This window comes from Xylella fastidiosa (assembly GCF_011801475.1).
In the GTDB taxonomy this organism is placed as follows: domain Bacteria; phylum Pseudomonadota; class Gammaproteobacteria; order Xanthomonadales; family Xanthomonadaceae; genus Xylella; species Xylella fastidiosa.
The window spans coordinates 644,790-669,158 of sequence record NZ_CP044352.1 but is presented as its reverse complement, the minus strand read 5'-3'; the positions used below and the strand labels follow the sequence as shown (position 1 = coordinate 669,158).

Here is a 24,369-nt window from a genome sequence, read left to right as displayed (position 1 = left end):
AAATCAGGACTTCAGGGAAACGAACGCATCACGACCAGCATAACGCGCACCAACACCAAGCGCCTGCTCAATGCGTAACAACTGGTTGTACTTGGCAACACGATCAGAACGGCATAACGAGCCAGTCTTGATTTGAGTTGCCGTAGTCGCCACCGCAATGTCCGCAATTGATGTATCCTCAGTCTCGCCTGATCGATGCGAGACGATAGCAGCGTACTGAGCACGGTGAGCCATCGCAATTGATTCCAGAGTCTCCGTCAACGTACCGATTTGGTTAAGTTTTATAAGGATCGCATTCGCGATGCCAGAAGTGATGCCTTCCTGGAAAACCTTAGGATTAGTCACAAACAGATCATCGCCCACCAACTGTACTTTATGGCCGATACGTTCAGTCAATTGCTTCCAACCCACCCAATCATCCTCGGCTAAACCATCCTCAATACTGATGATTGGGTACTGCGCAACCAAATCATCCAAGAAATCAACAAACTGCTCACTGGTCAGACGCTTGTTCTCACCAACCAAGTTGTACTTACCGTTGTTGCGAAACTCGGAAGAAGCAACATCCAAACCTAACAACACATCCTCTCCAGCGATATAACCAGCCCTACCTATTGCCTCAAGAATGGCATCCAGTGCCTCAACATTACTGCGGAAGTCCGGAGCAAAGCCCCCTTCATCACCCACCGCAGTACTTAAACCCTGTCCCTTCAGCACTGACTTTAGCGCATGAAAGATCTCGGTACCGGCACGCAGTGCTTCGGAAAACGAAGCAAAACCAACGGGCAACACCATAAACTCCTGGAAATCAACGTTGTTATCCGCATGCGCACCACCATTGATGATGTTCATCATTGGCACCGGCAACGATAACTTGGATTCACCAAGGGTGGACAAATACATCCATAGCGGCTGTTTACGCGCGGCGGCAACCGCATGTGCGGTTGCTAACGAAACACCGAGCAGCGCGTTAGCGCCCAAACGCCCCTTATTCTCGGTGCCGTCCAGATTGATTAAACGATGGTCCAAGCCTGTTTGGTCAGCTCCATCGAAACCCACCAACGCCGCAGCAATAACACCATTGACGTTATCCACCGCTGCACGCACCCCCTTGCCTAAGTAACGTGTCTTGTCACCATCACGTAATTCCACCGCTTCCTTGGTACCAGTCGAAGCACCTGAGGGGACTGCGGCACGGCCACAGACAGCATTCTCCAGAGTGACCTCCGCTTCAAGAGTAGGGTTGCCACGGGAATCAAGAATCTCACGAGCATAAATTTTGGCAATAACGGTCATGGGTCCAGTCAACAACCAAAGAAGGGAGCAATACCAGAGAACCATCGGATTATCATCGCGGTAGCGCGACTCGCAAAATAGCTCCGGCCCCAAAAGATCTAAGAAAACGCCAGGATCATATCACTGAAGACCACCACCCTGGCTGCGTTGATTTGGAACACTGCATCAGGTATTGCGACAACGCATGCATCTCATTCTGGATCATCGCATCGACAATCCAGAGCATTCACATGCCACCATCCCACCCTGAAGTGCATTCCAAAGATAACCCTCACATTCATAAACGCTTCGAGCTTGAAAATTGTTCAACACCATGCGCCATTCTCATCACAACCAAGTCACCCACCTCCACACGGAGGACGATCACCAGCCCAACACACAAAAATAAGCAAGGCAACTAAGGAATACCATCCATCCAAACCAAAGCCTTCCTGCAACCGGCAGATTGATTCAATCCTGCTCGAGGAAACCTCGTTTTTTGGTGACCGCATCCAACTCCACCAAGGTTTCCAACAACATCGCCATTGTGCGCAACGGCCAAGCATTGGGGCCATCAGACAATGCATTGGGTGGGTCTGGGTGAGTCTCAGCGAACAATCCGGAAATACCCACCGCCACAGCTGCCCTCGCCAACACCGGTACGAACTCGCGTTGCCCACCGGAACGACCACCCTGAGCACCCGGAAGTTGCACAGAATGAGTCGCGTCGAATACCACCGGACAGCCGGTCTCGCGCATCACCGCCAGTGAACGCATATCGCTAACCAAGTTGTTGTAACCGAACGAAGCGCCGCGTTCACATACAAGAATCTGCGAATTACCCGTCGACTTTGCTTTCTCAACCACAGGTTTCATATCCCATGGCGACAAAAACTGTCCCTTCTTGATGTTGACCGGTTTACCGACCGCACAGACATTCCGTATGAAATCAGTCTGACGTACCAAAAACGCTGGCGTTTGCAGCACATCAACAACAGTGGCTACCTCGTCTATTGGCGTGTACTCGTGCACATCCGTCAGTACTGGCACCCCAATCTGCGTCTTCACCGCCTCCAGTACCTTCAACCCCTCTTCCAAGCCAGGGCCACGAAAACTACTCCCTGAAGTTCGGTTCGCCTTATCAAAACTGGACTTAAAGATAAAGTTCAAACCAAGCTTAGAAGTGATCTCCTTCAGTACACCGGCAGTATCCAACTGCAACTGTAGCGACTCAATCACACAAGGACCGGCAATCAGGAAAAGTGGCTGGTTAAGACCGACTTCAAAACCACAAAGCTTCATCACATCACCTGATTGTTTAGGAATCACGAGCAACACAGAAAAAAACGACAAACCCAACGCAGGACATGTCCCTCCCTCAACCTCCCTGAAGATATCTTGATTCCGATCCGAAACACATCTTCATCAAAAATCAAACATCAGATCAAAAACAGACATAGGTTCAAACGCAGACTTCCCTGAGCAATTTGCCTCCAGCCTTGCGCGCGCGCGACGCCTTCACAAAACCAATAAAGAGCGGATGACCATCCCGTGGAGTCGACAAGAACTCAGGATGCGCCTGGCACGCCAGAAACCAAGGATGCATCTCACGTGGTAACTCGATCATCTCCACCAAGGTGTCGTCCATTGATTTAGCAGCGATCACCAAACCAGCATCCTCCAACTGAGTCCGGTAGCGATTATTAAATTCGTAACGATGCCGATGACGCTCACCAACCACATCCCTTCCATACAACTCGCGCGCCAGTGTCCCTGCCTTGAGACGTTGCTCCTGCAAACCAAGACGCATCGTACCGCCTAGATCGGACTTCTCATCACGACGCTCGACCTCACCTGTTGTGGTCCGCCACTCGGTAATCAAAGCAATGACAGGGTGAGACGACTGGCGATCATTCTCAGTACTATTGGCACCCTCAAGCCCGGCAACATGGCGCGCGTAATCCACCACCGCCGCCTGCATACCATAGCAAATGCCGAAATACGGCACCCGCTGCTCACGCGCGTACCTGGAGGCGAGCACCTTCCCCTCAAAACCACGATCACCGAATCCCCCCGGCACCAAAATACCGTCAATGTCTTTAAGAGCAGCCATATCGCTCCCCTCCAAGTCCTGAGCCTCAACCCACTTCAGATTGACCTTAGTACGTTGACGCAGGCCACCATGCTTGAGTGCCTCACCCACGGACTTATAGGCATCCTGATAATCGACGTACTTGCCGACAACAGCGATAGTGACTTCATCCAGAGGATGCTTAATCGCGTCGACCACATCCTCCCATTCGGACAAATCAGCCAAACTCGCTGTTCCGCTTAGTTTGAACTGATCAATCACAATTTCATCAAGACCCTGGCGACGCAGCTCCAAAGGCATCCCATACAACACGTCAATATCAGGACAGCCAATCACTGCCCGCTCGGAAACGTTGGTAAACAATGCAATTTTGCGACGCTCTGAATCCGGAATCACCTGCTCGGAACGACACAACAACACATCCGGCTGAATACCGATCGAACGCAGCTCTTTGACAGAATGCTGCGTCGGTTTTGTCTTGAGTTCCCCAGCAGCGGCAATATACGGCACCAGCGTCAAGTGCATGAACATCGTCCTCTCCGCACCACGCTCAATCCGCACTTGACGGATCGCCTCCAAGAAAGGGAGCGATTCAATATCCCCGACAGTACCGCCAATCTCCACCAACGCCACATCAAAGCTTGCTGTAGCCTCATCAATGCAGCGGCGAATCTCGTCGGTAATGTGAGGGATCACCTGTACGGTCGCACCGAGATAGTCACCGCGGCGCTCCTTGCAAATCACATTCTGGTAAATCCTACCAGTAGTGACCGAATTTTTACGCGACAACCGCGTGCGTACAAAACGCTCGTAATGGCCCAAATCCAGATCAGTCTCAGCACCATCGTCAGTGACATAAACCTCACCATGTTGGAACGGACTCATCGTCCCAGGATCCACGTTGATGTAAGGATCCAACTTCACCATCGTCACCTTCAAACCACGTGCTTCAAGGATGGACGCAAGGGAAGCCGCCGCGATGCCCTTGCCAAGGGAAGAAACAACACCGCCAGTAACAAAAATAAGAGGAGTCATGGGACCACATGGCTCAGGTAAAACAATAGTCTAACGGGCACTTCTCCGATGCCCAAGCATCACCACTAAGAACGACAAATGTATTGGGGCACAAAACTAAAGACGCCCCGGGATCATCCGGGGCGTCAACGCAGTAACTAAACAACTAGATCAACGGGTAGCAGAGGTGTTCTCTTCTGCTTCCTTCGTGGGCGCAGTAGCACTGCCAGTGCTCATGGGCTTAGCAGAATGAGAACGATGCTTCTTGCTTTTTCTTACTTTGTGCTCACCCGTGTGCTCACCCATACCCTGCCCCTCGGAATTAGTAGGCATGTCGGTAGAAGGAGAGGCTGGCTGTTGCATTTCAGTAGCGGTCGACGATGCCTTGGGGGCTTGAGCCAGAGCACTTGGCACGGCGACTCCCACAACAGCGGGGACCAGCATGAGCATCACTAGGTACTTCAGTTTCATGGTCGCGACTCCGGAAGTTCCTGTCCTGACCCGAAATAGGGCGACTTCAATTGGAATTCCGCCGCCGAGCCTACCAGGAATAGCAAGACCTTCACTGAACGAACCTGAATGGCGTGCAAAAATGTGTAGCAAACAGCACACTTAGACGTTACCTCACGCCACCCCAAAAGACGCATGAACTCCCGCTATAACGCCGCAGACATCGAAGTTCTCACTGGCCTGGACCCAGTCAAACGCCGCCCCGGGATGTATACCGATACGACACGTCCCAACCATCTGGCACAGGAAGTTATTGACAATTCAGTAGACGAGGCACTTGCAGGCTACGCGAATCGAATTGAAGTCACACTCTACAAAGACGGTAGCTGCGAAGTCGCCGACAACGGTCGTGGCATGCCAGTGGATATTCACCCAGAAGAGAAGATTCCCGGCGTTGAATTGATCCTGACCAGGCTACACGCTGGCGGCAAATTTAGTAATCGCAACTACACCTTTTCTGGAGGATTGCACGGCGTAGGCGTGAGCGTAGTCAACGCACTGTCCAGTAAAGTTGATCTCTTCATCAAACGCGAAGGTAGCGAACACCACATGGAATTTCGCGAAGGCTTTGCCGTATCCAAATTGAAAGTACTCGGCACAGTCAGCAAAAAAAATACAGGTACACGTCTGCGCTTCTGGCCTGATTCAAAATACTTCGACACCCCTAAATTCAACGTACGTGTATTGCGCCATCTACTGCGTGCCAAAGCGGTCCTCTGCCCCGGTTTGACAGTCGAATTACTTGAAGAGGCCACAGGAGAGATCAACACATGGCACTTCAAAGACGGCTTACGCGACTACCTTAAAGGCGAAATGACCGAAAGTGAACTGCTGCCTGCTGAGCTGTTCATTGGCTGCCTGAAGAAAGATACAGAAGTAGTGGACTGGGCGGTCGCCTGGGTCCCCGAAGGAGAACTCACTCAAGAAAGCTACGTCAACCTGATCCCTACCCCACAACATGGCACCCACGTCAATGGACTGCGCTCAGGATTAACCGACGCACTACGCGAATTCTGTGACTTCCGCAATCTACTGCCACGCGGAATCAAACTGGCTCCGGAAGATGTCTGGGATCGTGTCACTTTTGTGCTGTCGCTGAAAATGAGTGACCCCCAGTTCTCCGGTCAAACCAAGGAACGCTTATCTTCACGCCAAGCAGCTGGTTTCATTGAAAGCACAGTGCATGACGCCTTCAGCCTATGGTTAAACCAGAACGTAGACATTGGCGAACACATTGCGCAGATCGCTATTGAACGTGCCAGCGCACGTCTGAAAACCGAAAAACAAGTCACCCGAAAGAAAATCACCCATGGCCCCGCACTCCCCGGAAAATTAGCCGACTGCATCAGCCTGGATCTTTCACGCACAGAACTGTTCCTGGTAGAAGGCGACTCGGCCGGAGGCAGCGCCAAACAAGCACGGGACAAAGATTTCCAAGCGATCCTGCCGTTACGCGGCAAAATCCTCAACACATGGGAAGTCGCCTCCGGCAGCGTCCTCGCCTCCGATGAAGTGCATAACCTGGCAATCGCAATCGGCTGCGACCCTGGCAAAGACAATCTCTCAGGATTGCGCTACGGCAAAATCGTCATCCTGGCCGACGCCGACTCCGACGGCCTACACATCGCCACCCTGCTTACCGCACTCTTCCTCAAACACTTCCCCGGACTCGTTGCAGCCGGTCACGTGTTCGTGGCAATGCCTCCCCTGTTCCGCGTCGACGTAGGCAAGCAAGTGTTTTACGCACTAGACGATGAAGAAAAGACCATACTGCTGGAAAAGATACAGCGTGAAAAAATCAAGGGACAAATCAGCGTCACCCGCTTCAAAGGCCTAGGAGAAATGAACCCGCAGCAACTACGCGAATCCACCATTCATCCGGATACACGCCGCCTCGTACAACTGACCATGGATGACAACACCCAGACTTGCTCACTGATGGACATGCTACTAGCCAAAAAACGCGCAAGCGATCGTAAACAATGGCTGGAAACAAAAGGTAACTTAGCGTCACTAGACATATAGCAGACCATCCATACGAACCATAAAAATCAGCAATTGCAACATTCACATAGCCCCCAAGATCCAACGCCAACATCAGGCATCAATGCACAACCTGTCGCATACCAACACACTGCACAAAAAACGAATGTGTCATTTGCGATGCACAACCATCCACTGCTATTGAAAACCCGGCTCATGTAGCATCACATCACTGCCCTATCCGATAGCCTCGCCCCAGCATCCTGCTGTGCGATATACCCAAGCATCTTCGAATCCACACGCTCACTCCATGAGAGCGCCAATACAACAACAGCAGGCTCTGAAAGCAACAACGATACACGTTGAACAATACAGCAGCGAAACCACACCACCACATCACTCACCGGCACAGCACAATCCCCATGCAAAATCCACCAAAGCACATCCGGATCAATCAATAGACCTTAACATCCATGTCACCAACACAGACCGGTAACACACAGCGACCACACCATCGACCAGAAACACCTCACGACCATCGCGATAGAAACAGCACCACACAGATCCAATCAACCCCAACATCAAGACATGGCCTCCAGCAACTTCTGATACCCCCACCGCTCACCGCGACTGCTCTCATTTCTCACCAAATCTATTCACATGGCCATGACCCCTCGCATCGCTCTTTTGTCGCTACTACTTTCTGGTAGTGTTCCTTTGGCCTACGCAACGGCAACGCCCCCCAAGCCCGACAAGGAAACCACCACACCTGCTACCACCCTCACAGCACTACCAGCCAACACACAGATACGGCAAAGCATCCGCATCGGTAACCGCACCCTCGGTAACCGCACCCTAAGCTACAAAGCCATCATTGGTGCTTTACCGGTACAAGACGACAAAGGCAAGACGATCGGCGAGGTGATGTTCACCGCCTACATCATGAAAGGCAACAACCGCCCGGTCACCTTCGCTTTAAACGGCGGTCCCGGAGCCTCCTCGGTTTATCTCAATATGGGCGCGATCGGCCCCAAGGTGGTTCACTTCGGCACCCAGGGCACCAGCCCATCCGACCCCGCGATACTGCACGACAACCCCGGCACTTGGCTGGACTTTACAGATCTTGTGTTCATCGACCCAATCGGCACCGGCTTCAGCCGTGCCCGCATTGAAGGCGAGGAAGCTAAAAAACAATTCTTCAACCCCAAAGCCGACGTCGACTACTTATCACGCACGATCTATGACTGGCTGGTCGCCAATGGCCGTCTCCTCTCCCGCAAATATTTGGTGGGTGAAAGCTACGGCGGCTTCCGCGCTCCACGTATTGCACACACCTTACAAACCCAGATGGGTATTGCACTCAATGGACTGGTGCTGGTCTCGCCCTACCTCAACCCGACCCTGGACGACAATAGCGATGTTTCACCGTTAGCCTGGATAATGACCCTGCCTTCTATCGCCGCCGCACACCTGGAACGCCAACATCAGTTAAGCGAAGCAAAGATGCGCGAAGTGATTGAGTACACGCGTGGCGACTATGCCAGCACACTGATGAAAGGCCGCTCTGATCCTGCGGCCACCGAAACGATGCTACAGCAAGTCATACACCTGACCGGATTAGATCCGACTTATGTACGCCGTGCTGGCGGACGTCTGGAAACGCAGGCCTACCTACGTGAAGTATTCCGTGATACAGGCGAACTTGGGAGCCGCTATGACATTAACGTCACTGCATTGGACCCGTTTCCCTACGATTCCGAGCAACGCACCAACGACCCGTTACTAGACAGCATCATCGCCCCAACTACTACAGCCATGGTCGACTTCGTCACCCGAACCGTTGGGTGGAAAGTACACGAACGCTATCAAGCCCTGAACTACGATGTAAATCGACAATGGGACTGGAACGAAGAGTTGCGTAAAGGCTCAGTCACACAATTACGCCAATCGGTGGCCATTGACCCAAAACTACGCGTGTTGATCGCACATGGCTGGAACGACCTTTCCTGCCCCTTCATGGCATCGGTGTTGACCATCGACCAGATTCCCAAAATGGGCAGCGATCCAACCCGGATACAAGTGCGCGAATATCCTGGCGGCCACATGTTTTACAACCGCCCCGACAGCCAGTCATCATTCCGCCAAGACGTACAAGCGATGTACGAACATCCCCAGGACACCCCCTGAATCAGTCGCCTGAAATATATCTAGCTTGATATTGATCAATCACTTGCGACATAAAAGCAATACTCATTCCAGAGTATTGCTGACTTGACCGCTCAAGGGACGATGCTCAACCAGATAAACTACCCAGAGTGTGCGGACCCAGATCCAAACACCATCAATACGATGACATCACCAACCATAGCAACGCCCAGCACTGATTTCGCATACTGAGCAGAACATCCAAATCCACACCGTATCGACAAGAACGCACTGCGCTACAACGATCATCACGATTAAAACTCCATGAATATCCTCGGACACCTTGAAGTTCGGTAAACACCACCTATACACGCATTGAGCACTTGGCACATTGGTTCAAGAATCCCCGTCTGAAAACATCCGACACCCACTGGCAATCGGCACCACACATCATCGTATGTAAGATGTTCCCCGGATTGTCGACACCCTCATAAATAGACCGTAGACATGCTTATTGGACGTGCTCATGGCCTACAACCAACCCATGAATGGAAACACCCCAGTATCCCAACAGACATCATGCTCAACAGTCATTGTGACCATTGGAATAGATACTGGACACTGATGCCATCCTGCATTCACCCAGCCAAGCACCAAACCATCCTGTTAACATGCCCCAGTGCCCTCGCGGCACGCCCTATGGACCACGACCTAATCTCCCTCCACTACTCCTCTCCCTCGACGCGCCCAGGCTTGATTGACCTATGTGCTCTCCTTGCCACGTCACCTAAGGAAGAGGCGCGTGTTTGAACTGCTGATTGTCATTGCGCTGATTTTTCTCAACGGCTTCTTTGCTATGTCAGAGATGTCTCTGATGACCTCACGCAAAAGCCGGCTGAAGCAGATGGCCCACTCCAGCAAACACGCGGCTAAAGCGCTGACACTCGCCCAAAACCCTGAGAGCTTTCTATCCACAGTACAGATAGGCATCACTCTCATCGGCATCTTGACCGGGCTGTTTGGCGGCGACGCAATCGGTACGGCAATCGGTCAATGGCTGACCGCATTGACCCCACAGCTAGGCGAATACACAAGCATCATCGGCAAAACTCTGTCCGTCGCACTCATCACCTTCTTAACACTGATCTTCGGCGAACTGGTACCCAAACGGCTGGCACTGACACATTCAGAAAAAATCGCCAGCACCATCGCCGTTCCGATGAGCGTGTTAGCGCGCATCGCCGCACCCGGCGTTTGGGTATTGGCCAAATCCACCCAACTTGTACTGCGTGTCTTTGGATTTGGAAAAATTCCATCCAGTGCAGTCACTGAAGAGGAAATCCGCCTGCTCGTCGCCGAAAGTCACGAAGCCGGTGTGATTGATGATTACGAACGCAACATGATGAACCGAGTCATGCGCCTGGGTGATCGTACTGCCGATAGCCTAATGACACCACGCAATCGGATTGCTTGGCTGGATAACAGCGCCGACCTGGAACACAACCTTGAAATCATGCGTGAACACCAATTCTCACGCTATCCCGTCTATCGCAGCAGCGACCAGGACATCGTTGGCATTCTCGAAGTGAAATCTGTCATCACACGCATTGATAGTCAGACCCAGACCACGCTATCCCTGTTCCAAGAACTATGCGAACCAGTCTTTGTCTCTGAATCCACACATGCGTTGAAACTGCTAGAAATCTTCCGCGAGGAACAACAATCAATGGCGCTGGTGGTCGACGAATACGGAGAGATCCTTGGCTTAGTGACAATCAGCGACCTCATGGGCGCAGTCATCGGCCGTCTCCAAAACGTGGAAAACACCGACGAAGACGCTTTGATGGTCACTCGGGAAGATGGCTCATTCCTGATCGACGGGACCCTGCCCATTGAGGAACTGCGCGAAGTACTCGGCGCCGAACTGCCAGACGGAGAGGAAAACAACTACCACACCTTAGCCGGGATGTGTATCTCCTACTTCGGCCGCATCCCACATGTTGGCGAATACTTCGACTGGGCCGGCTGGCGTATCGAAATCGTTGATCTAGACGGCGCACGCATCGACAAACTCTTACTTCAGCGGCTGAATAAAGAAAAAAACCACGTCCCCCATAAATGAAATCCAGCCAACCCCTAGCATTCAAACACCATGATGTAACGTGCGGCTTTTAAAAATCCCGAATCATCATAGCGATGCATCGTCGCAAGTATTCATTGCCCCAAGCACCATTCACTATTAAAGACCGAGCCATCAGAAAACTGCAGCTCTGGATGGCAAGATTGATGTGGGGAGTATTCAAGCCGTGCGAAAAAATCATCGTCTCTGATCCTTCATAGCGCGATTGAGCAGTATATTTCATACCAAACCCCTGTTGCTGATACCACTGATCAACGTGCAAACCTGCGGAACAGTGTCGTCACTCACCAACCAAGGATGCTGAATTATCCGGACAAGCGTTGTAATTCCAAGGTAATCACCAAAAAATGAAAAAACGAAAAATGATAAGACCGACCCAGTTGCTATATTTATACAGCTTCTTAATTTATTTTTTAGATCCACACTTGCAAGTAATATAAATAACGTCATTAAAGTAAACCATAAAAATATATTAAATGAGTGAATAGCAACGATTTCAAATCTTTTTATACTACTCAAATAAGATAATAATCCTGAATATGCGGCGATATATAAAATAGAAACCTTATGGATTAATATTCACCGTAACAACCCATCCATATAATCAGCTGATAATTTTCTTTATTATTTAAATAAATTACCTCACTGAATACAATCCCATTGTTATTGGTTTTAAATCCTTTAACCCATGACACTATAGATCTCACACCCATATATCACTGCATGAAGCAGGAGTCCGATGAGCCCGCCAACTAGGGTGCCGTTGAAACGGATGTATTGCAGGTCGCAACCTACGTTTAGTTCCAGTTGCCGTGTAAGGTGATGTTCGTCCCAGCCTCTCATGGTCGAGGCGATGTGATGGGTCACGGTGTCGCGTAACCGTTCGCTGAGGCGTTCGCTGGTATCCAGAAGATGTTCATTCAACTTGTCGCGTAGGTTCGGATCTTCGGAGAGTGCTTTGCCTAGCGATTGCAATACGCCTTCTAAATGTCCGGCTAATGTTGAGTCAGCACTTTCTAGGTCGGTGCGTAGTGCGGTATTGATTTGTGTCCACAAATCCCGGATATAGGTTTGTATGGTTGAGTTGTCGATCGCTTGTTGTTTGAATTCTTCTACGCGTTCAATAAACGCGGGATCGTTGCGCAGGCGATGTATGTAGTCTTGTAACCATAGTTCGTACTGTTGGCGCAATGGGTGTTTGGGTGTAGTCAGGATCAGTTGCAGTTCTTCCAATCCGGCGCGTGCAATGCGTTCGGCCAGACGGTCACCGATTTCGTCAACGGAGGTGATCCAATTCACGGTGCCCATCAGTGTTGGCCATTCACGGCGCGCATAGCGCACGATTAATGCGGAAGCCTGTGCTTTGATTTTGTCGTTGTCTAACCAACGTGCTAAGCGTAATAGCGCTTTGTCGAACAAGCGTTGGTGGCGTTTATCAGTTGTGAGTAGCGCCATGATATCGCCGGTGGTGATTGCAGCATTCCATTCACGTAGATGTGTGATGACAAGGTGTTCGATGGCGTTCCGGACTGTTGTTTCGTTGAGTAAATTCAGTGTCTGGATTGCCCAATCACGTGTCATCTGTGTCAGCGCTTGTGTCTGCTTAGGTGTTGAGAGCCATTCGCCCAGGCGCGCTGCGGGGTTGAAAAGGCGCAGTTTTTCGAGAAGAGAGTAAGGGGCTAAGAAATGGTCGCGTACGAAGTGTGCCAGGCCATCGGCCAAGCGATCCTTGTTGCGTGGCAGGATGGCGGTGTGAGGGATTGGCAGGCCCATCGGATGTTTGAATAACGCGACCACCGCAAACCAATCGGCCAGTGCACCAACCATGGCTGCTTCGCAGAAAGCACCGAGCCAGGCCCAGATGCCGCGGTTGCCCTGGGTATGGGCCAGTATGAAGCCTCCGAGCATGATCAGCAGCAGTAGCAGCGCCATTACTTTCATGAAACGTAGTTGGCGCAGACGGGGATCAGTGGTTGGGGAAGAGGACTGGGAGCCGGACATCGGCGAAGTGTAAGTAAGTAAGGGGTGAATCCGCATGATGTGGGAATGGCCGGTGCGCTGTCATTCCGCGAATAGTACTTAGGTAATGTTGGTCATGAGGGTGTGCGATGGTGTTTACATGTTCACGCATGTTCTAAAGGTGGTAGTACGTGATGCGAACATCAGATCATGCTTGGTGGGCTGATCGTCATTGTGATGTGTTGAGATTTTCTCTGTATGTGCACTTTATAGACATGCATCGGAGGACTGGGGTTTGCATGATTTCTAGAATAGTAACGTTCTTGGGGTTGAGTCCTGGCGGATATGGCGATGCGGATGCGTCATTGTCGCGTGGGTTTGAATGTGTTTGGTTGCTACGATGCTTGCCATATAAAGACTAATTTTCTTTCAAATAGCGTTTTGTCTCTCATAGTGTTTTTTGCACATGCCGTTTGTCAGTCACTCCTTTAGACATCATGCGTGGCTCTTTGTCTGTTTAGTTGAAGTGCATCGCTTGTTTTAGGTAGCGGTACTTGATGGGTGATGGTCATGACTTCTCTCGGTTCTGCGGTGTGGTACAGAGGCTGCAGGCTGCGGGGCGATGCTTGGGGAGATGTGAGGCACTGGCTGGTACGTTAGGGATGGTTAGGTCGCTAGAGTGGCTGTGTGTTGCTGGCGGCAACGGGATACGAATCATGCGCAGGGGGGATGGGCTTGCGTGCGGTGAGTTACGTCGTTTGCAGTGCAGGAAAATAACGAAAAAACTCGGTGGATGTTTGCTGATCAATGCATCGGCTCTCAAAACGAAGACTGCGGTGTTGCGTTGATGGGCAGTATAGATTTCAGTCTTCTGTATGCGATTTGTTGCTCTTTGGGGTGCTTGGTGACGGATTGCGGGTTTTCTTCTCATTGCGTAGTTCATGTAGTTCATTACGCAGTATCTCGATCTCGTGGCGCAATGCTTCGATCTCCTCACGGGTTGGTATCTTGAGGGTATGCAAGATGTCTTGTATCCGTTCATCGAATAGCTGGTTCATCCGCCGCCAGTTGCGTTGCGTGTTTTCCCATGTTTCTTCTAATTTGACTTCGACGTGTTCACGGATGCTTTCTGCACTGTGAAGGCTACTTTCACGTCTGCGTTGCTTTATTTCTTCGCCTTCATTGACAAGTGCTTCAAAGAAACGCGCACCTTCTGATTGGACACGGCCGAGGGCGCCGATCCCCGCAAGCCAGACCCGCTCTGCAGATTTGCCTAAGCGTTGGGTGAACTCTTCGTTGTCATGGTCATTTGTCTGTTCGTTTGGGTCTTTACGTGAGGCGTGTTCATTGTGGTGATTGGTAGGGATCATTGCGGCTCTCCTCAAATCTGTAATACGAAACAGGATACTCGATACACGTTTTTGGATTGCATTCTATTACGGCATATGTCAAGTGCCATGTAATGCATTGGATGGTGTCTTTGTGGCGTTCAGTCGGGCATTTTGGCGAGGATATGGCATCCTCTGTTTTGATGACGTTTTATTATTAGGCCAGCAGAGAATGGTGCTTGGCATGACCCCGGATCTGGAGTCGTTCTAGTTGCAGTGCGATTGTGGTGGGTGGGTGTCATCGCTCTGGTGAAGGGCAAGGTGTTTTCATTAATGGATGATGGATGGGTGTACGTGAAAGTGCTCCGTGGGTTTGGTCGTCAATGTGGTAATGGTGAGGCAGATGAGGGGGTGTTCAGGACGTGGGTTATAGTGATCTAGGGCATGGTGGTATTGCGTTTGTCCAAGTGAACGTATCGTGTTTGGCCAGTCGTCTTGATGCCGCCAGTGCCATGTACTTTAAGAGGCTTGTGCTTCAGCAAGTGGGGCCAAATTGCTAGGCTCCCCGTGGTGAGTATTTTGAAAATTCATTTTTCTCAGCAGCAACAACCTGATCATACGCTCTCTCCGGGGGTGCATCGCATCGTCAGGCATGCGTCCGGAGTCGTTGCCTTTGCCGATGAGGTTCAGGGGCGTGGCGTCGTGTTGGCGCAATTCTCCTTGGATAACCGCGGTCTTTGGTTACAGGTGGCTAAAGGTATTCGTGGTATCCATGTTAATGGCCGCCCGGTGCGGCGTATGGCATGGTTGCGTGTCGGCGATGCTGTGTATGCCGATGGTGTGGAAATGCTTGTGATAGGTATTCAAGCTGAGCCACCCGATGATGCAACCGCTACGCTTGATCGGAATTGCTTGGTGTTGCGTGGTGTTGGTGGACGTCACTATGGGCGTAGCTTCACTCTGGAAACACCGCGTATCGTCGGGCAAGAGGCGGGGGTTGATATTTGGATTGATGATCCGGTTTTCGCGGCCCGTCATGCGGTGTTTGAGCGGCATGGTGATCGGGTGTTATTGCGCGATCTTGGTTCAGAGGAGGGGAGCGTGGTTAATGGTTGCAAGGTCCGCGATGCTTGGTTGCAGGCGGGTGATCAGATTGTGCTTGATGGTCAGCACCGTTTTGTACTGGAGAGTCCGCTTTTTTTATTGTTGCCACTGTCATGTTCGATGTCGGAGGACGTCGCTGCCCCGATACCACCGGCTGCTGTGTCTGTTAGAACGCCGCGTCGTACTGCACGTTGGCCGTGGTTGTTGTTGAGTGCGTTACTTCTGGCGACAGCGCTTGGCGCGTTGTTATGGTTCGATGTGCGCTGACCATCCAGAATCATCGTAAAGATTCGGAGTGCATGGGGTTTAAGACATTGGGTGGCTTCAATATTGCTTATCACTTACGCTGAGTGTGAGCTAGGTCAGGTTGGAGTTTTTCCTTAGGTGCTTGTGGGCTTGGGTTTGTTCTGAGTTGGTCTGATAATGGCGAGATGGAAATTAAGTCCGATCATTCTGAGCATGGTTTTCAGTTCCCCGGTACGTTCGAGTTGAGCGTGGTAGGGACGGCAGGTAAGGCGCTGGAGACGGAGTTACCGCGGTTACTTGCGCTATGCGGGGTGGAACTGGTGCAAGAGCGTATCAGTTGGAAACATTCGTCAACCGGGAAGTATGTGTCGGTGCGGATTGGCTTCCGTGCGCTGGATCGGGAGCAATATGACGCTGCTCACCAAGTGCTGCGTGATCATCCGGAAGTGAAGTGGACGCTGTGAATGCGTGTGGTGCTGTTGCGCCCTGGCATGTTGGCCGTGCCGCGCTGCTGCGTATGCTGGGTGCTCAGCCTTATGTGCCGGTTTGGCATGCGATGCAACGTTTTACGGATGTACGCGATGCTACTGCGGTTGACGAGCTGTGGGTAGTTGAGCATGAGCCGGTATTCACTCTTGGGCAGGCTGGGAAGCTTGAGCATGTCCTGGCCCCTGGGGAGATCCCGGTGGTGCACGTGGACCGCGGTGGTCAGGTGACCTATCACGGTCCTGGTCAATTGGTGGTGTATCCACTGCTGGATCTATCCCGTCTGGGGCTTGGTGTCCGTGATTATGTTTATGGGATTGAGCAGGCGGTGATTAATACGCTGGCTCAGTGGAATATTCTCGGTGAGCGGCGCGAGCATGCTCCTGGGGTCTATGTCGGTGACGCCAAAATTGCCGCGCTGGGTATTCGGGTACGCCGTGGTTGCAGTTTCCACGGTGTGGCGTTCAACGTTGCAATGGATTTGGAGCCGTTCCATCGTATTCATCCTTGTGGTTACCGGGGGCTGCAGGTGACCTCGGTGTTAGACTTGGGGGGTCCTTCCGAGATGGACACGGTGGCGGCTGCATTGCTCGCTGAGCTAGCGCGGCAATTTGGTTTCGTGCTGCACCCCACGTCCGGATGGCTTAGTTCTTAGTTTTTTGCAAGCGGTCTAGCCTATTCTGGTATTGCGATGACTCAACCTATTATCCGTTCTATCCCGTTGCATGTTGTCTCAAATGATCATCCTTCATCTTCCCCATTGCAGCCTGGAGTAAAGCAATCGGGTGAAGACAAGATTGGGCGTTCGCCTGTGCAGTTTGCAGATGTTCCGGTGTTACGTAAGCCATCATGGATTCGCGTTCGCATTCCATCCGGCAATGCGGTGCAAAGTCTCAAAGCCAAGCTACGTGAGAATCGTTTAGTCACGGTGTGTGAGGAGGCTGCCTGCCCTAATATCCATGAGTGTTTTAGCCATGGCACAGCGACGTTCATGATTCTGGGTGAAGTGTGCACGCGTCGTTGTTCGTTTTGCGATGTGGCGCATGGCCGCCCCAAACCGCCGGACCCGGAGGAACCAATCAGTTTGGCACGCACCGTCGCTGAGATGGGTTTGAAGTACGTGGTGGTGACCAGTGTGGATCGCGATGATTTGCGTGACGGTGGTGCCCAGCATTTTGTTGATTGCATTGCTGCGATCCGTCAGAGTGCACCACAAACACGGATCGAGATTCTGACCCCAGATTTCCGAGGAAAGGGACGCATGGATCGTGCATTGGACATTTTGGCGGCATGTCCGCCGGATGTATTCAATCATAACGTTGAAACGGTGCCCGCTTTGTATCCCAATGTGCGACCCGGAGCGGATTATCAATGGTCATTGACGCTCTTAAAACGCTTTAAGGCACAGCATCCGCAGGTGCCTACGAAGTCCGGGATCATGCTCGGTTTAGGGGAGACTCTGGATCAGGTACAGGCGACGTTGCGTGACTTGCGTGCTCATGACGTGGATATGGTCACGGTTGGTCAGTATCTGCAGCCGACGCCGCATCATCACCCAGTGTTGCGGTATTGGACTCCGGATGAGTACAAGGCGTTGGAAGAGTACGGTATGGCGTTGGGTTTCAGCCACGTTGCTTCAGGTCCGATGGTGCGTTCTTCGTATCACGCCGACCATCAGGCGAAAGAGGCGGGCTTAGGCTTCAATGCCACCGTTTCGCTGGGCTCTCCAGCGGTATCGTCGACTGAACATCGGGAGCGCAATACCATCGCATCAAAATCAGCCTCTAAGACTGAATCGATCCATCATAGATAGCTCAGAATGCGTACCACCAGTCCAGAAACAGTCAGAACACCCGCGCATTCTCTCGTGTAGTCAGGTTGCGTTTGGAGGATGAGGCGTTGCACGAAACAAGGTAAGCCATTTTCGACATCCTCCCCCCATCTACATTTTTTTGATACCACTAATGAATGCTATCGCTCCCCCATACATCGCCTTCTAGTTAGGTTTCAGTAACTTTGAGGTCTTACCCTTTCCATTTTGTGAATTTGTCACCGCCCACATAAACGACGCGAGGAATACACTAATGAATAACATGCTTCCTCGTTAGCGTCCGATGACCTTCTTTATGAGCATACTGCTATTGACGGTCATCTCATCAACATCGTTAAGAACAACATCAACCCAGCATTGTCGGCATGTTTAAGGCCCTAGACGAGACGCCTGAAGTACCACTCACCTGCTTAGAATAGACCTGCTCCTTGGCAATCACTCAACATTGCTTGTTTTAATACTCCTAGTGTGTTGTACCAGCTCACTATCACGATGCAATCACATCTAGCACATTTCTTTTGATTTGTGATGAGTTAATACGGATAAAGCAATTCACACCTCTTCATAAGTGAGTACGATGTCTCAAATAAGATATTTTGGATAGCGTCATATTATCCATCATGATGATTTCTTAAATTCATCGACACAAGCCACATAAGAGTATTCAGCAACCCTAAATTTATTATGATTTACTGTTTTTCGATATTGAAATAAATCTAAGTTAAACTGATTTTCATGGAAAATAACATCTTATTTTATAAATGATCACTTAAGTTCGTCGGCCAAAATTTCATAGAATATTCAGCAACTCTATATTTATTATGCTTTATTGTTTTTTCGATATTGAAACTCAAAAAATTTCATTTCAAAAAAACAGATTTATAAAAAATAAATGGTTAATTCAATCCACAAACCTAATAACATATCAAGAAATTTTCTAAAAAATCACACCCCAAAACATGTTTGAGGATATTAATAAATAATAAACTCAAAAATTCATTTCGCCCCATTATTTCTTACTGAAATAAAATTCAACACGACTTCCATTTTCATACAAAAATAAGGAGAATAAAAAATTTAAAAAATAATATACCCCCCAATAAACCATCCAAAAAATCCTCCATTTAAAACTACAAGGTGAATAGTTTGAAACTCCCTGAAAGTATCTTGAAAACCTTAAAATATACGATGTCTGTTTCACTATTAGCGGGAGGTTTATTTTCAACCTCATATGTTTACGCTGAAGCTCATGTCGATAACCCCTTTGTTGACGCGACCTCCTATCTGAATCCAGATTATTCAAAAGATATTGATACTTCCATTACGAAAGTAAGTGATGTGTCATTAAAAGAAAAAATGGAAACCATTAAGCACTACCCTACAGGGGTTTGGCTTGATACGATTGATGCGGTAAAAGGTGGCGCCAAAAATCCAGGACGTCTTAATCTCACAGGCCATCTAGATGCTGCATTAGCACAGAAAAAAGGAAATACGCCTATTACAGCAACCTTTGTTATTTATGACATACCTGGACGCGATTGCCACGCATTAGCTTCCAATGGAGAATTGCCTTTAAATTCAGCATCTCTGGAACGTTATAAAAGAGAATATATTGATACGATTGCCAGTATTTTTTCAAATCCAAAATATAAAGATATCCGCATTGTCAATATTATTGAACCGGATAGCTTACCAAATCTTATCACCAACTTGAGCACCCCTAGTTGTGCCAAAGCAAAAAATACCGGAATTTACGAAGAAGGCATTAAATATGCACTTAATAAATTTTCTGAAATTCCAAATGTATACAACTACATGGACATCGGTCACGCTGGCTGGCTAGGATGGGATACTAACCGGATACCAGCAGTCTCTTTGTACACCAAGGTCATTCAAAGTACTACAGCAGGTTTTGCTAGTGTCAATGGTTTTGCCACCAACACTGCAAACACTACACCGTTGATTGAACCAAACCTACCAAATGCTGATCTAAATATCGGTGGACAGCCTATTAGATCCTCTAAATTCTACGACTGGAATCGTTATTTTGACGAAATGGATTATTCAGAAACTTTGTATAACGATTTTATCGCTGCTGGCTGGCCATCCAGTATCGGATTCATCATTGATACTGGACGTAACGGATGGGGTGGATCTCAACGCCCAACGTCCGCTTTCGGAAACGATATTAATAGTTATGTGAATTCTGGACGTATAGACCGTCGTAATCACCGTGGTAATTGGTGTAATCAGCAGGATGCAGGGATAGGTTTACCTCCAACTGTAACTCCAGGTGGCCATGTGGATGCTTTTCAATGGATTAAACCACCAGGTTACTCCGATGGTTCCAGCTCACTGATTCCAAACGATCAAGGTAAAGGCTTTGACCGGTACTGTGATCCTACATTTACAACACCAGATGGCGTGCTAACAGGTGCATTACCTGACGCTCCACTCTCTGGTGATTGGTTCCATGCTCAATTTGTAAAATTAATCAACAACGCTTATCCCGATATCAGTCGCACTCCACTCCCCAGCTCCGGTTCTAGTTCTAGTTCTAGTTCTAGTTCTAGTTCTAGTTCCAGCTCCGGTTCTAGTTCCAGCTCCGGTTCTAGTTCCAGCTCCGGTTCTAGTTCCAGCTCCGGTTCTAGTTCCAGCTCCGGTTCTAGTTCCAGCTCCGGTTCTAGTTCCAGCTCCGGTTCTACTTCCAGCTCCGGTTCTAGTTCCAGCTCCGGTTCTAGTTCCAGCTCCGGTTCTACTTCCAGCTCCGGTTCTACTTCCAGCTCCGGTTCTACTTCCAGCTCCGGTTCTACTTCCAGCTCCGGTTCTACTTCCAGCTCCGGTTCTAGCTCCGGTACTGGTTTTAACCCTGGTGCTGGTTTTAACCCTGGTGCTGGCTCCGATCCAACTAAAAACCCTATTACTTCTAGTATCACCGTGGACAGCGATTGGTATACTGGCTACTGCGAGCGTGTCAAGGTGACTAATACCGGCAGCAGTCGCAGCAACTGGACAGTAACGATTCCACTCAAGGGGACGATCCAGACCCTATGGAGTGCGACTTGGTCACTGAGTGGTAGTGACAAGCTCATCGCTTCTGGTCTGAACTGGAATAAGACGCTTGAACCGAACGGCACAACAGAATTCGGTTTCTGTGCAAACTATTGAGGTACGTTTTTCACTCCGGCGGCACATCGCCGCCGGAGTAGTTGCGAGCTTAGACTTTCATCCCCCCAATAAAAACTAAGCACCATACCTATACGTTCCCATCTGCTCAGACGAACACTAGGTAACAAAAACAGATTTAGAAACACTCGAAAGCAATCACTCAGCAACATCCAACGCTATAAAGCGCGCTGCTGATGGGACCGGCGAACCAAACACCCCAACACCGCCTCACACTCAGCCTCCGATGCGAGCAACACCGTGAACACTATTTATCACGGCCGGGTGCAGGAACCTTCTCGGTCATGCACCGATAGCGTTACAACATCAAGAACGATGATTGCCAATTGCTCTCTGGAGCGTTCCCTACCCCACTGGCTACCGGATCGCTGCCTTAAATCAGAATACAAGCTTTGATAGGCAATGGAATCTTTCTTTCAAAGGATTACAAGAACATGACGTGACGCCAAGGCGTCTTCACCTTTTATCCCGAATGCATCCCACTGCAACACATACAACGCATTGCGATCCAAGCAATCCGCTAGAACACCGCCCAGTCCGCTAACACGTCATTATTAAAAGTATGATTTAATCCACAAAATCTTGGGCCATATATAGGGTGCCGCACTGAAAGAGGAATCACCCTAAGGATGCGTCATGGATACAACCCAGTGATTGCAATCACTGGCTGACAACCGCAAAAATTCAAGGACATTTTATGGAAAGAAAGAATCATAAAAAAACAACATTAGCCACCCTCATCTCCGTACTACTGATGGGAAGCGCTGGTGCCACCTATGCAAACTCGCCATCCATATCGGAGAAACTAGATTTGGCGACACAGCATCTTGATGGTGCTGCATCCACTGGCGAAGCAATTTCCTCCGATGGGAAAACCATCGCAACATCCATCAATAATCGTACTCGTGCATTCCTGTTATCCGGTGACAATTGGGCAACAAAAACCGAGCTTGGCTCATTAAAAAGCGATAGTTCAGGTACTTCTATTGTTAGAGCGCTCTCTGCGGATGGAAAAATCGCTGCGGGAATATCCTCAGTTGATTCCAGTTCTACTCAACTGCATGCAACCATTTGGTCAGGCGACAACTGGGCAACAAAAACGACTCTCGGAACGTTAGCAACAAATAACGGGGGTGACTCTGTTGTTTACGCACTCTCCGCCGATGGGAAAGTCGCTGCAGGACAAACCGCAGCCTCGATAGGTACTCTTCATGCGGTTATCTGGTCGGGAGACAATTGGGCAACAAAAACGGATCTAGGAACAATAAGAAGCGATGGTACAGGTGATTCTATGGTTAAGGCGCTTTCCGCTGATGGGAAAATCGCCGTTGGCTCTGCTGCCTCTGATATCAAAACCCCTGTTAATGGGATGTACGCAGGAGGCGTCCTTACAGGGCCAAATAGTGTCCGCGCTATTGCCTGGTCAGGCGACAATTGGGCAACAAAAACTGACCTCGGCACGTTAAGAAGCGATAACCTAGGGGCCGCCGTTGCCAATGCGATCTCCGCCGACGGGAAAGTGATCGGTGGGGCTTCTCACCATTACGTCACCACTGAATACTACCGCGCGAATGCTGATCAGCTAGCAACCATCTGGTCAGGTGGCAACTGGGCAACAAAAACGAACTTAGGATCACTCAGAAGCGATAACTCAGGTGCATCTTTGGTGGCAGCACTCTCTGCCGATGGCAGCATCGCAGGTGGAGCCGCTCTAAACGACGCTAATGCCACGCGAGCCATCATCTGGTCAGGCAGCCACTGGGCAACAAAAACAGATTTAGGAACACTCAAAAGCGATAACTCTGGAAATTCCGAGGTGGTAGCACTCTCCCCTGATGGCAGCGTCGCCGTAGGAACTGCTGCTACTGATTCAGGCAGCTCACATGCCACCGTCTGGAAAATCACCTATCCAACAGAATCAACAAGTACATCAGACAGTACCACTAACACCCAAACACCTTCACAACCTTCACAACCATCCGTCGTCACGGTCGATGCAGACAACACGAAAAAAACTTTATCGCAGTTGGGTGCAGAAACCTTCTCGGTGATGGACTTACAACGTCAAGGATTGACCCGCCTGCAACAACACTGTCAGATAGACGCGGCGGGGCAATCCTGTTGGGGTATACAGACTGCGATCAGCTCTATAGACGGCAACCGAGATAAAGTCGCCGGTATCAGACTGGGTCATGGGTTCACCGAAACATTTTCTGCCGGCGTCTCCCTGGATCGCTCCCTGTCCCGCTCCCTGCCAGATAGTTACCTGAAAAATAATGGCAATCTGGGTGCAGGCCTGTATGCACAATGGAATACCGCTTTCAAAGGGAGCCAATGGTATGTGCGTCCGGCCGTGGCATTTAATCGCTACAACGTCACCGTGCAACGTCCAGTCCTTGAAAATACAGAGGCGGGCATCGGCACCAGTCGTATGAAGGGCCGTGGCGCTTCGCTGGAAGCAGGACAAACCTTTAAGTCCGATCATGGCGTTTTGTTAGGCTGGCATCTAGGAGGACGTTACAACAACGTTTCCCGTGCTGAATACAGCGAACAAAATGCTGCGTTCCCAACCACTTACGGCAAGGCGAGCTTCAAACGCACTTCTGCTTATCTTGGTGCAGACGCAACCATCCCATTAACCACGAACCTAAAATGGATGGCTGCTGTTGAAATAGACCGGGCACTGAAAAACCGTGATGCCGTGTACAGTGCACAAGCCGATTATATTGGCAGCTTTAACCATCGTGCCGGAATCAAAGGCACCATTGCGACACTATCAAGCGGATTGCAATACACCATCAGTGAAAAAATATTGCTTGGATTAACGCTGGATGTGAATCAAACCGCCTTTGGCGATATCGCACGTGGCGGAACGTTCACTGTAGGCGGACATTTCTAAGAGCCGCAGCTCACATCATTATCCTTCACATGCAATACAAACTTGAGAGCCGCACATGCGGCTCTCTTTTTTTATTCATGTATTCATGTTTTTTTTAGGCATCGCCTCACAGCAATCAGCATTGGCGGCTATAGATTCAATCGCCCAATAGCGCTGTTAAGCATCTGCAAA

Annotated in this window: 17 protein-coding genes; 10 read left to right on the top strand and 7 right to left on the bottom strand. The window is 50.0% G+C overall.

Annotated elements, in window-relative coordinates; translation table 11 throughout:
• Positions 1-3: 3 nt before the first annotated feature.
• The 4 genes from eno to F7G16_RS02850 form a co-directional block, all read right to left on the bottom strand.
• Entirely contained in the window at positions 4-1,296 is a 1,293-nt protein-coding gene (gene eno, locus F7G16_RS02865; protein ID WP_004090561.1) for a phosphopyruvate hydratase, read from the bottom strand.
• Between the two features lie 450 nt (positions 1,297-1,746).
• Positions 1,747-2,577 (bottom strand): 3-deoxy-8-phosphooctulonate synthase, encoded by an 831-nt coding sequence (kdsA, locus tag F7G16_RS02860; RefSeq protein WP_004084011.1) that lies wholly within the window; start codon positions 2,575-2,577, stop codon positions 1,747-1,749.
• A 160-nt stretch (positions 2,578-2,737) separates the two neighbouring features.
• Entirely contained in the window at positions 2,738-4,402 is a 1,665-nt protein-coding gene (pyrG, locus tag F7G16_RS02855) for a CTP synthase (protein ID WP_004090560.1), read from the bottom strand.
• 150 nt (positions 4,403-4,552) lie between these two features.
• A complete protein-coding gene (locus tag F7G16_RS02850) occupies positions 4,553-4,852 on the bottom strand; it encodes a hypothetical protein (RefSeq protein WP_004090558.1) in 300 nt (99 codons plus the stop codon).
• 174 nt (positions 4,853-5,026) lie between these two features.
• Here F7G16_RS02850 and parE point away from each other — a divergent pair, with 174 nt between their 5' ends.
• Positions 5,027-6,916, top strand: a complete 1,890-nt coding sequence (gene parE / locus F7G16_RS02845) for a DNA topoisomerase IV subunit B (RefSeq protein WP_004090557.1) — start codon at positions 5,027-5,029, stop codon at positions 6,914-6,916.
• Between the two features lie 182 nt (positions 6,917-7,098).
• On the opposite strand, the gene F7G16_RS02840 is transcribed toward parE, so the two are convergent.
• Positions 7,099-7,332, bottom strand: a complete 234-nt coding sequence (locus F7G16_RS02840; protein ID WP_011097686.1) for a hypothetical protein — start codon at positions 7,330-7,332, stop codon at positions 7,099-7,101.
• Between the two features lie 202 nt (positions 7,333-7,534).
• Between F7G16_RS02840 and F7G16_RS02835 the strand changes: the two genes are divergently transcribed.
• Entirely contained in the window at positions 7,535-9,061 is a 1,527-nt protein-coding gene (locus F7G16_RS02835) for a S10 family peptidase (protein ID WP_004090556.1), read from the top strand.
• 760 nt (positions 9,062-9,821) lie between these two features.
• Positions 9,822-11,141, top strand: a complete 1,320-nt coding sequence (locus F7G16_RS02830) for a hemolysin family protein (RefSeq protein WP_012382501.1) — start codon at positions 9,822-9,824, stop codon at positions 11,139-11,141.
• Between the two features lie 699 nt (positions 11,142-11,840).
• On the opposite strand, the gene F7G16_RS02825 is transcribed toward F7G16_RS02830, so the two are convergent.
• The gene (locus F7G16_RS02825) at positions 11,841-13,160 is read right to left on the bottom strand and encodes a DUF445 domain-containing protein (protein WP_004090550.1); all 1,320 of its coding nucleotides are present in this window, start codon (positions 13,158-13,160) and stop codon (positions 11,841-11,843) included.
• A gap of 515 nt (positions 13,161-13,675) precedes the next feature.
• On the opposite strand from F7G16_RS02825, the gene F7G16_RS02820 reads away from it, so the two are divergent.
• A complete protein-coding gene (locus F7G16_RS02820) occupies positions 13,676-13,966 on the top strand; it encodes a hypothetical protein (protein WP_004090546.1) in 291 nt (96 codons plus the stop codon).
• 15 nt (positions 13,967-13,981) lie between these two features.
• On the opposite strand, the gene F7G16_RS02815 is transcribed toward F7G16_RS02820, so the two are convergent.
• A complete protein-coding gene (locus F7G16_RS02815; RefSeq protein WP_004090544.1) occupies positions 13,982-14,488 on the bottom strand; it encodes a phasin family protein in 507 nt (168 codons plus the stop codon).
• Positions 14,489-15,016: 528 nt separating this feature from the next.
• Between F7G16_RS02815 and F7G16_RS02810 the strand changes: the two genes are divergently transcribed.
• The 6 genes from F7G16_RS02810 to F7G16_RS02785 all read left to right on the top strand — a co-directional run bounded on the left by F7G16_RS02810 (position 15,017) and on the right by F7G16_RS02785 (position 24,198).
• Positions 15,017-15,817: an FHA domain-containing protein gene (locus F7G16_RS02810; protein ID WP_011097683.1), complete on the top strand. Its 801-nt coding sequence runs from the start codon at positions 15,017-15,019 to the stop codon at positions 15,815-15,817.
• A 164-nt stretch (positions 15,818-15,981) separates the two neighbouring features.
• Positions 15,982-16,260: a YbeD family protein gene (locus F7G16_RS02805; RefSeq protein WP_004090541.1), complete on the top strand. Its 279-nt coding sequence runs from the start codon at positions 15,982-15,984 to the stop codon at positions 16,258-16,260.
• 53 nt (positions 16,261-16,313) lie between these two features.
• Positions 16,314-16,937: a lipoyl(octanoyl) transferase LipB gene (lipB, locus tag F7G16_RS02800; protein ID WP_004090540.1), complete on the top strand. Its 624-nt coding sequence runs from the start codon at positions 16,314-16,316 to the stop codon at positions 16,935-16,937.
• Positions 16,938-16,973: 36 nt separating this feature from the next.
• The gene (lipA, locus tag F7G16_RS02795; RefSeq protein WP_004090539.1) at positions 16,974-18,095 is read left to right on the top strand and encodes a lipoyl synthase; all 1,122 of its coding nucleotides are present in this window, start codon (positions 16,974-16,976) and stop codon (positions 18,093-18,095) included.
• A gap of 1,206 nt (positions 18,096-19,301) precedes the next feature.
• Complete coding sequence (locus F7G16_RS02790) at positions 19,302-21,281, top strand: glycoside hydrolase family 6 protein (protein ID WP_140161236.1); 1,980 nt, start codon at positions 19,302-19,304, stop codon at positions 21,279-21,281.
• 715 nt (positions 21,282-21,996) lie between these two features.
• Entirely contained in the window at positions 21,997-24,198 is a 2,202-nt protein-coding gene (locus tag F7G16_RS02785; protein WP_004087368.1) for an autotransporter domain-containing protein, read from the top strand.
• The last annotated feature ends 171 nt before the right edge of the window (positions 24,199-24,369 follow it).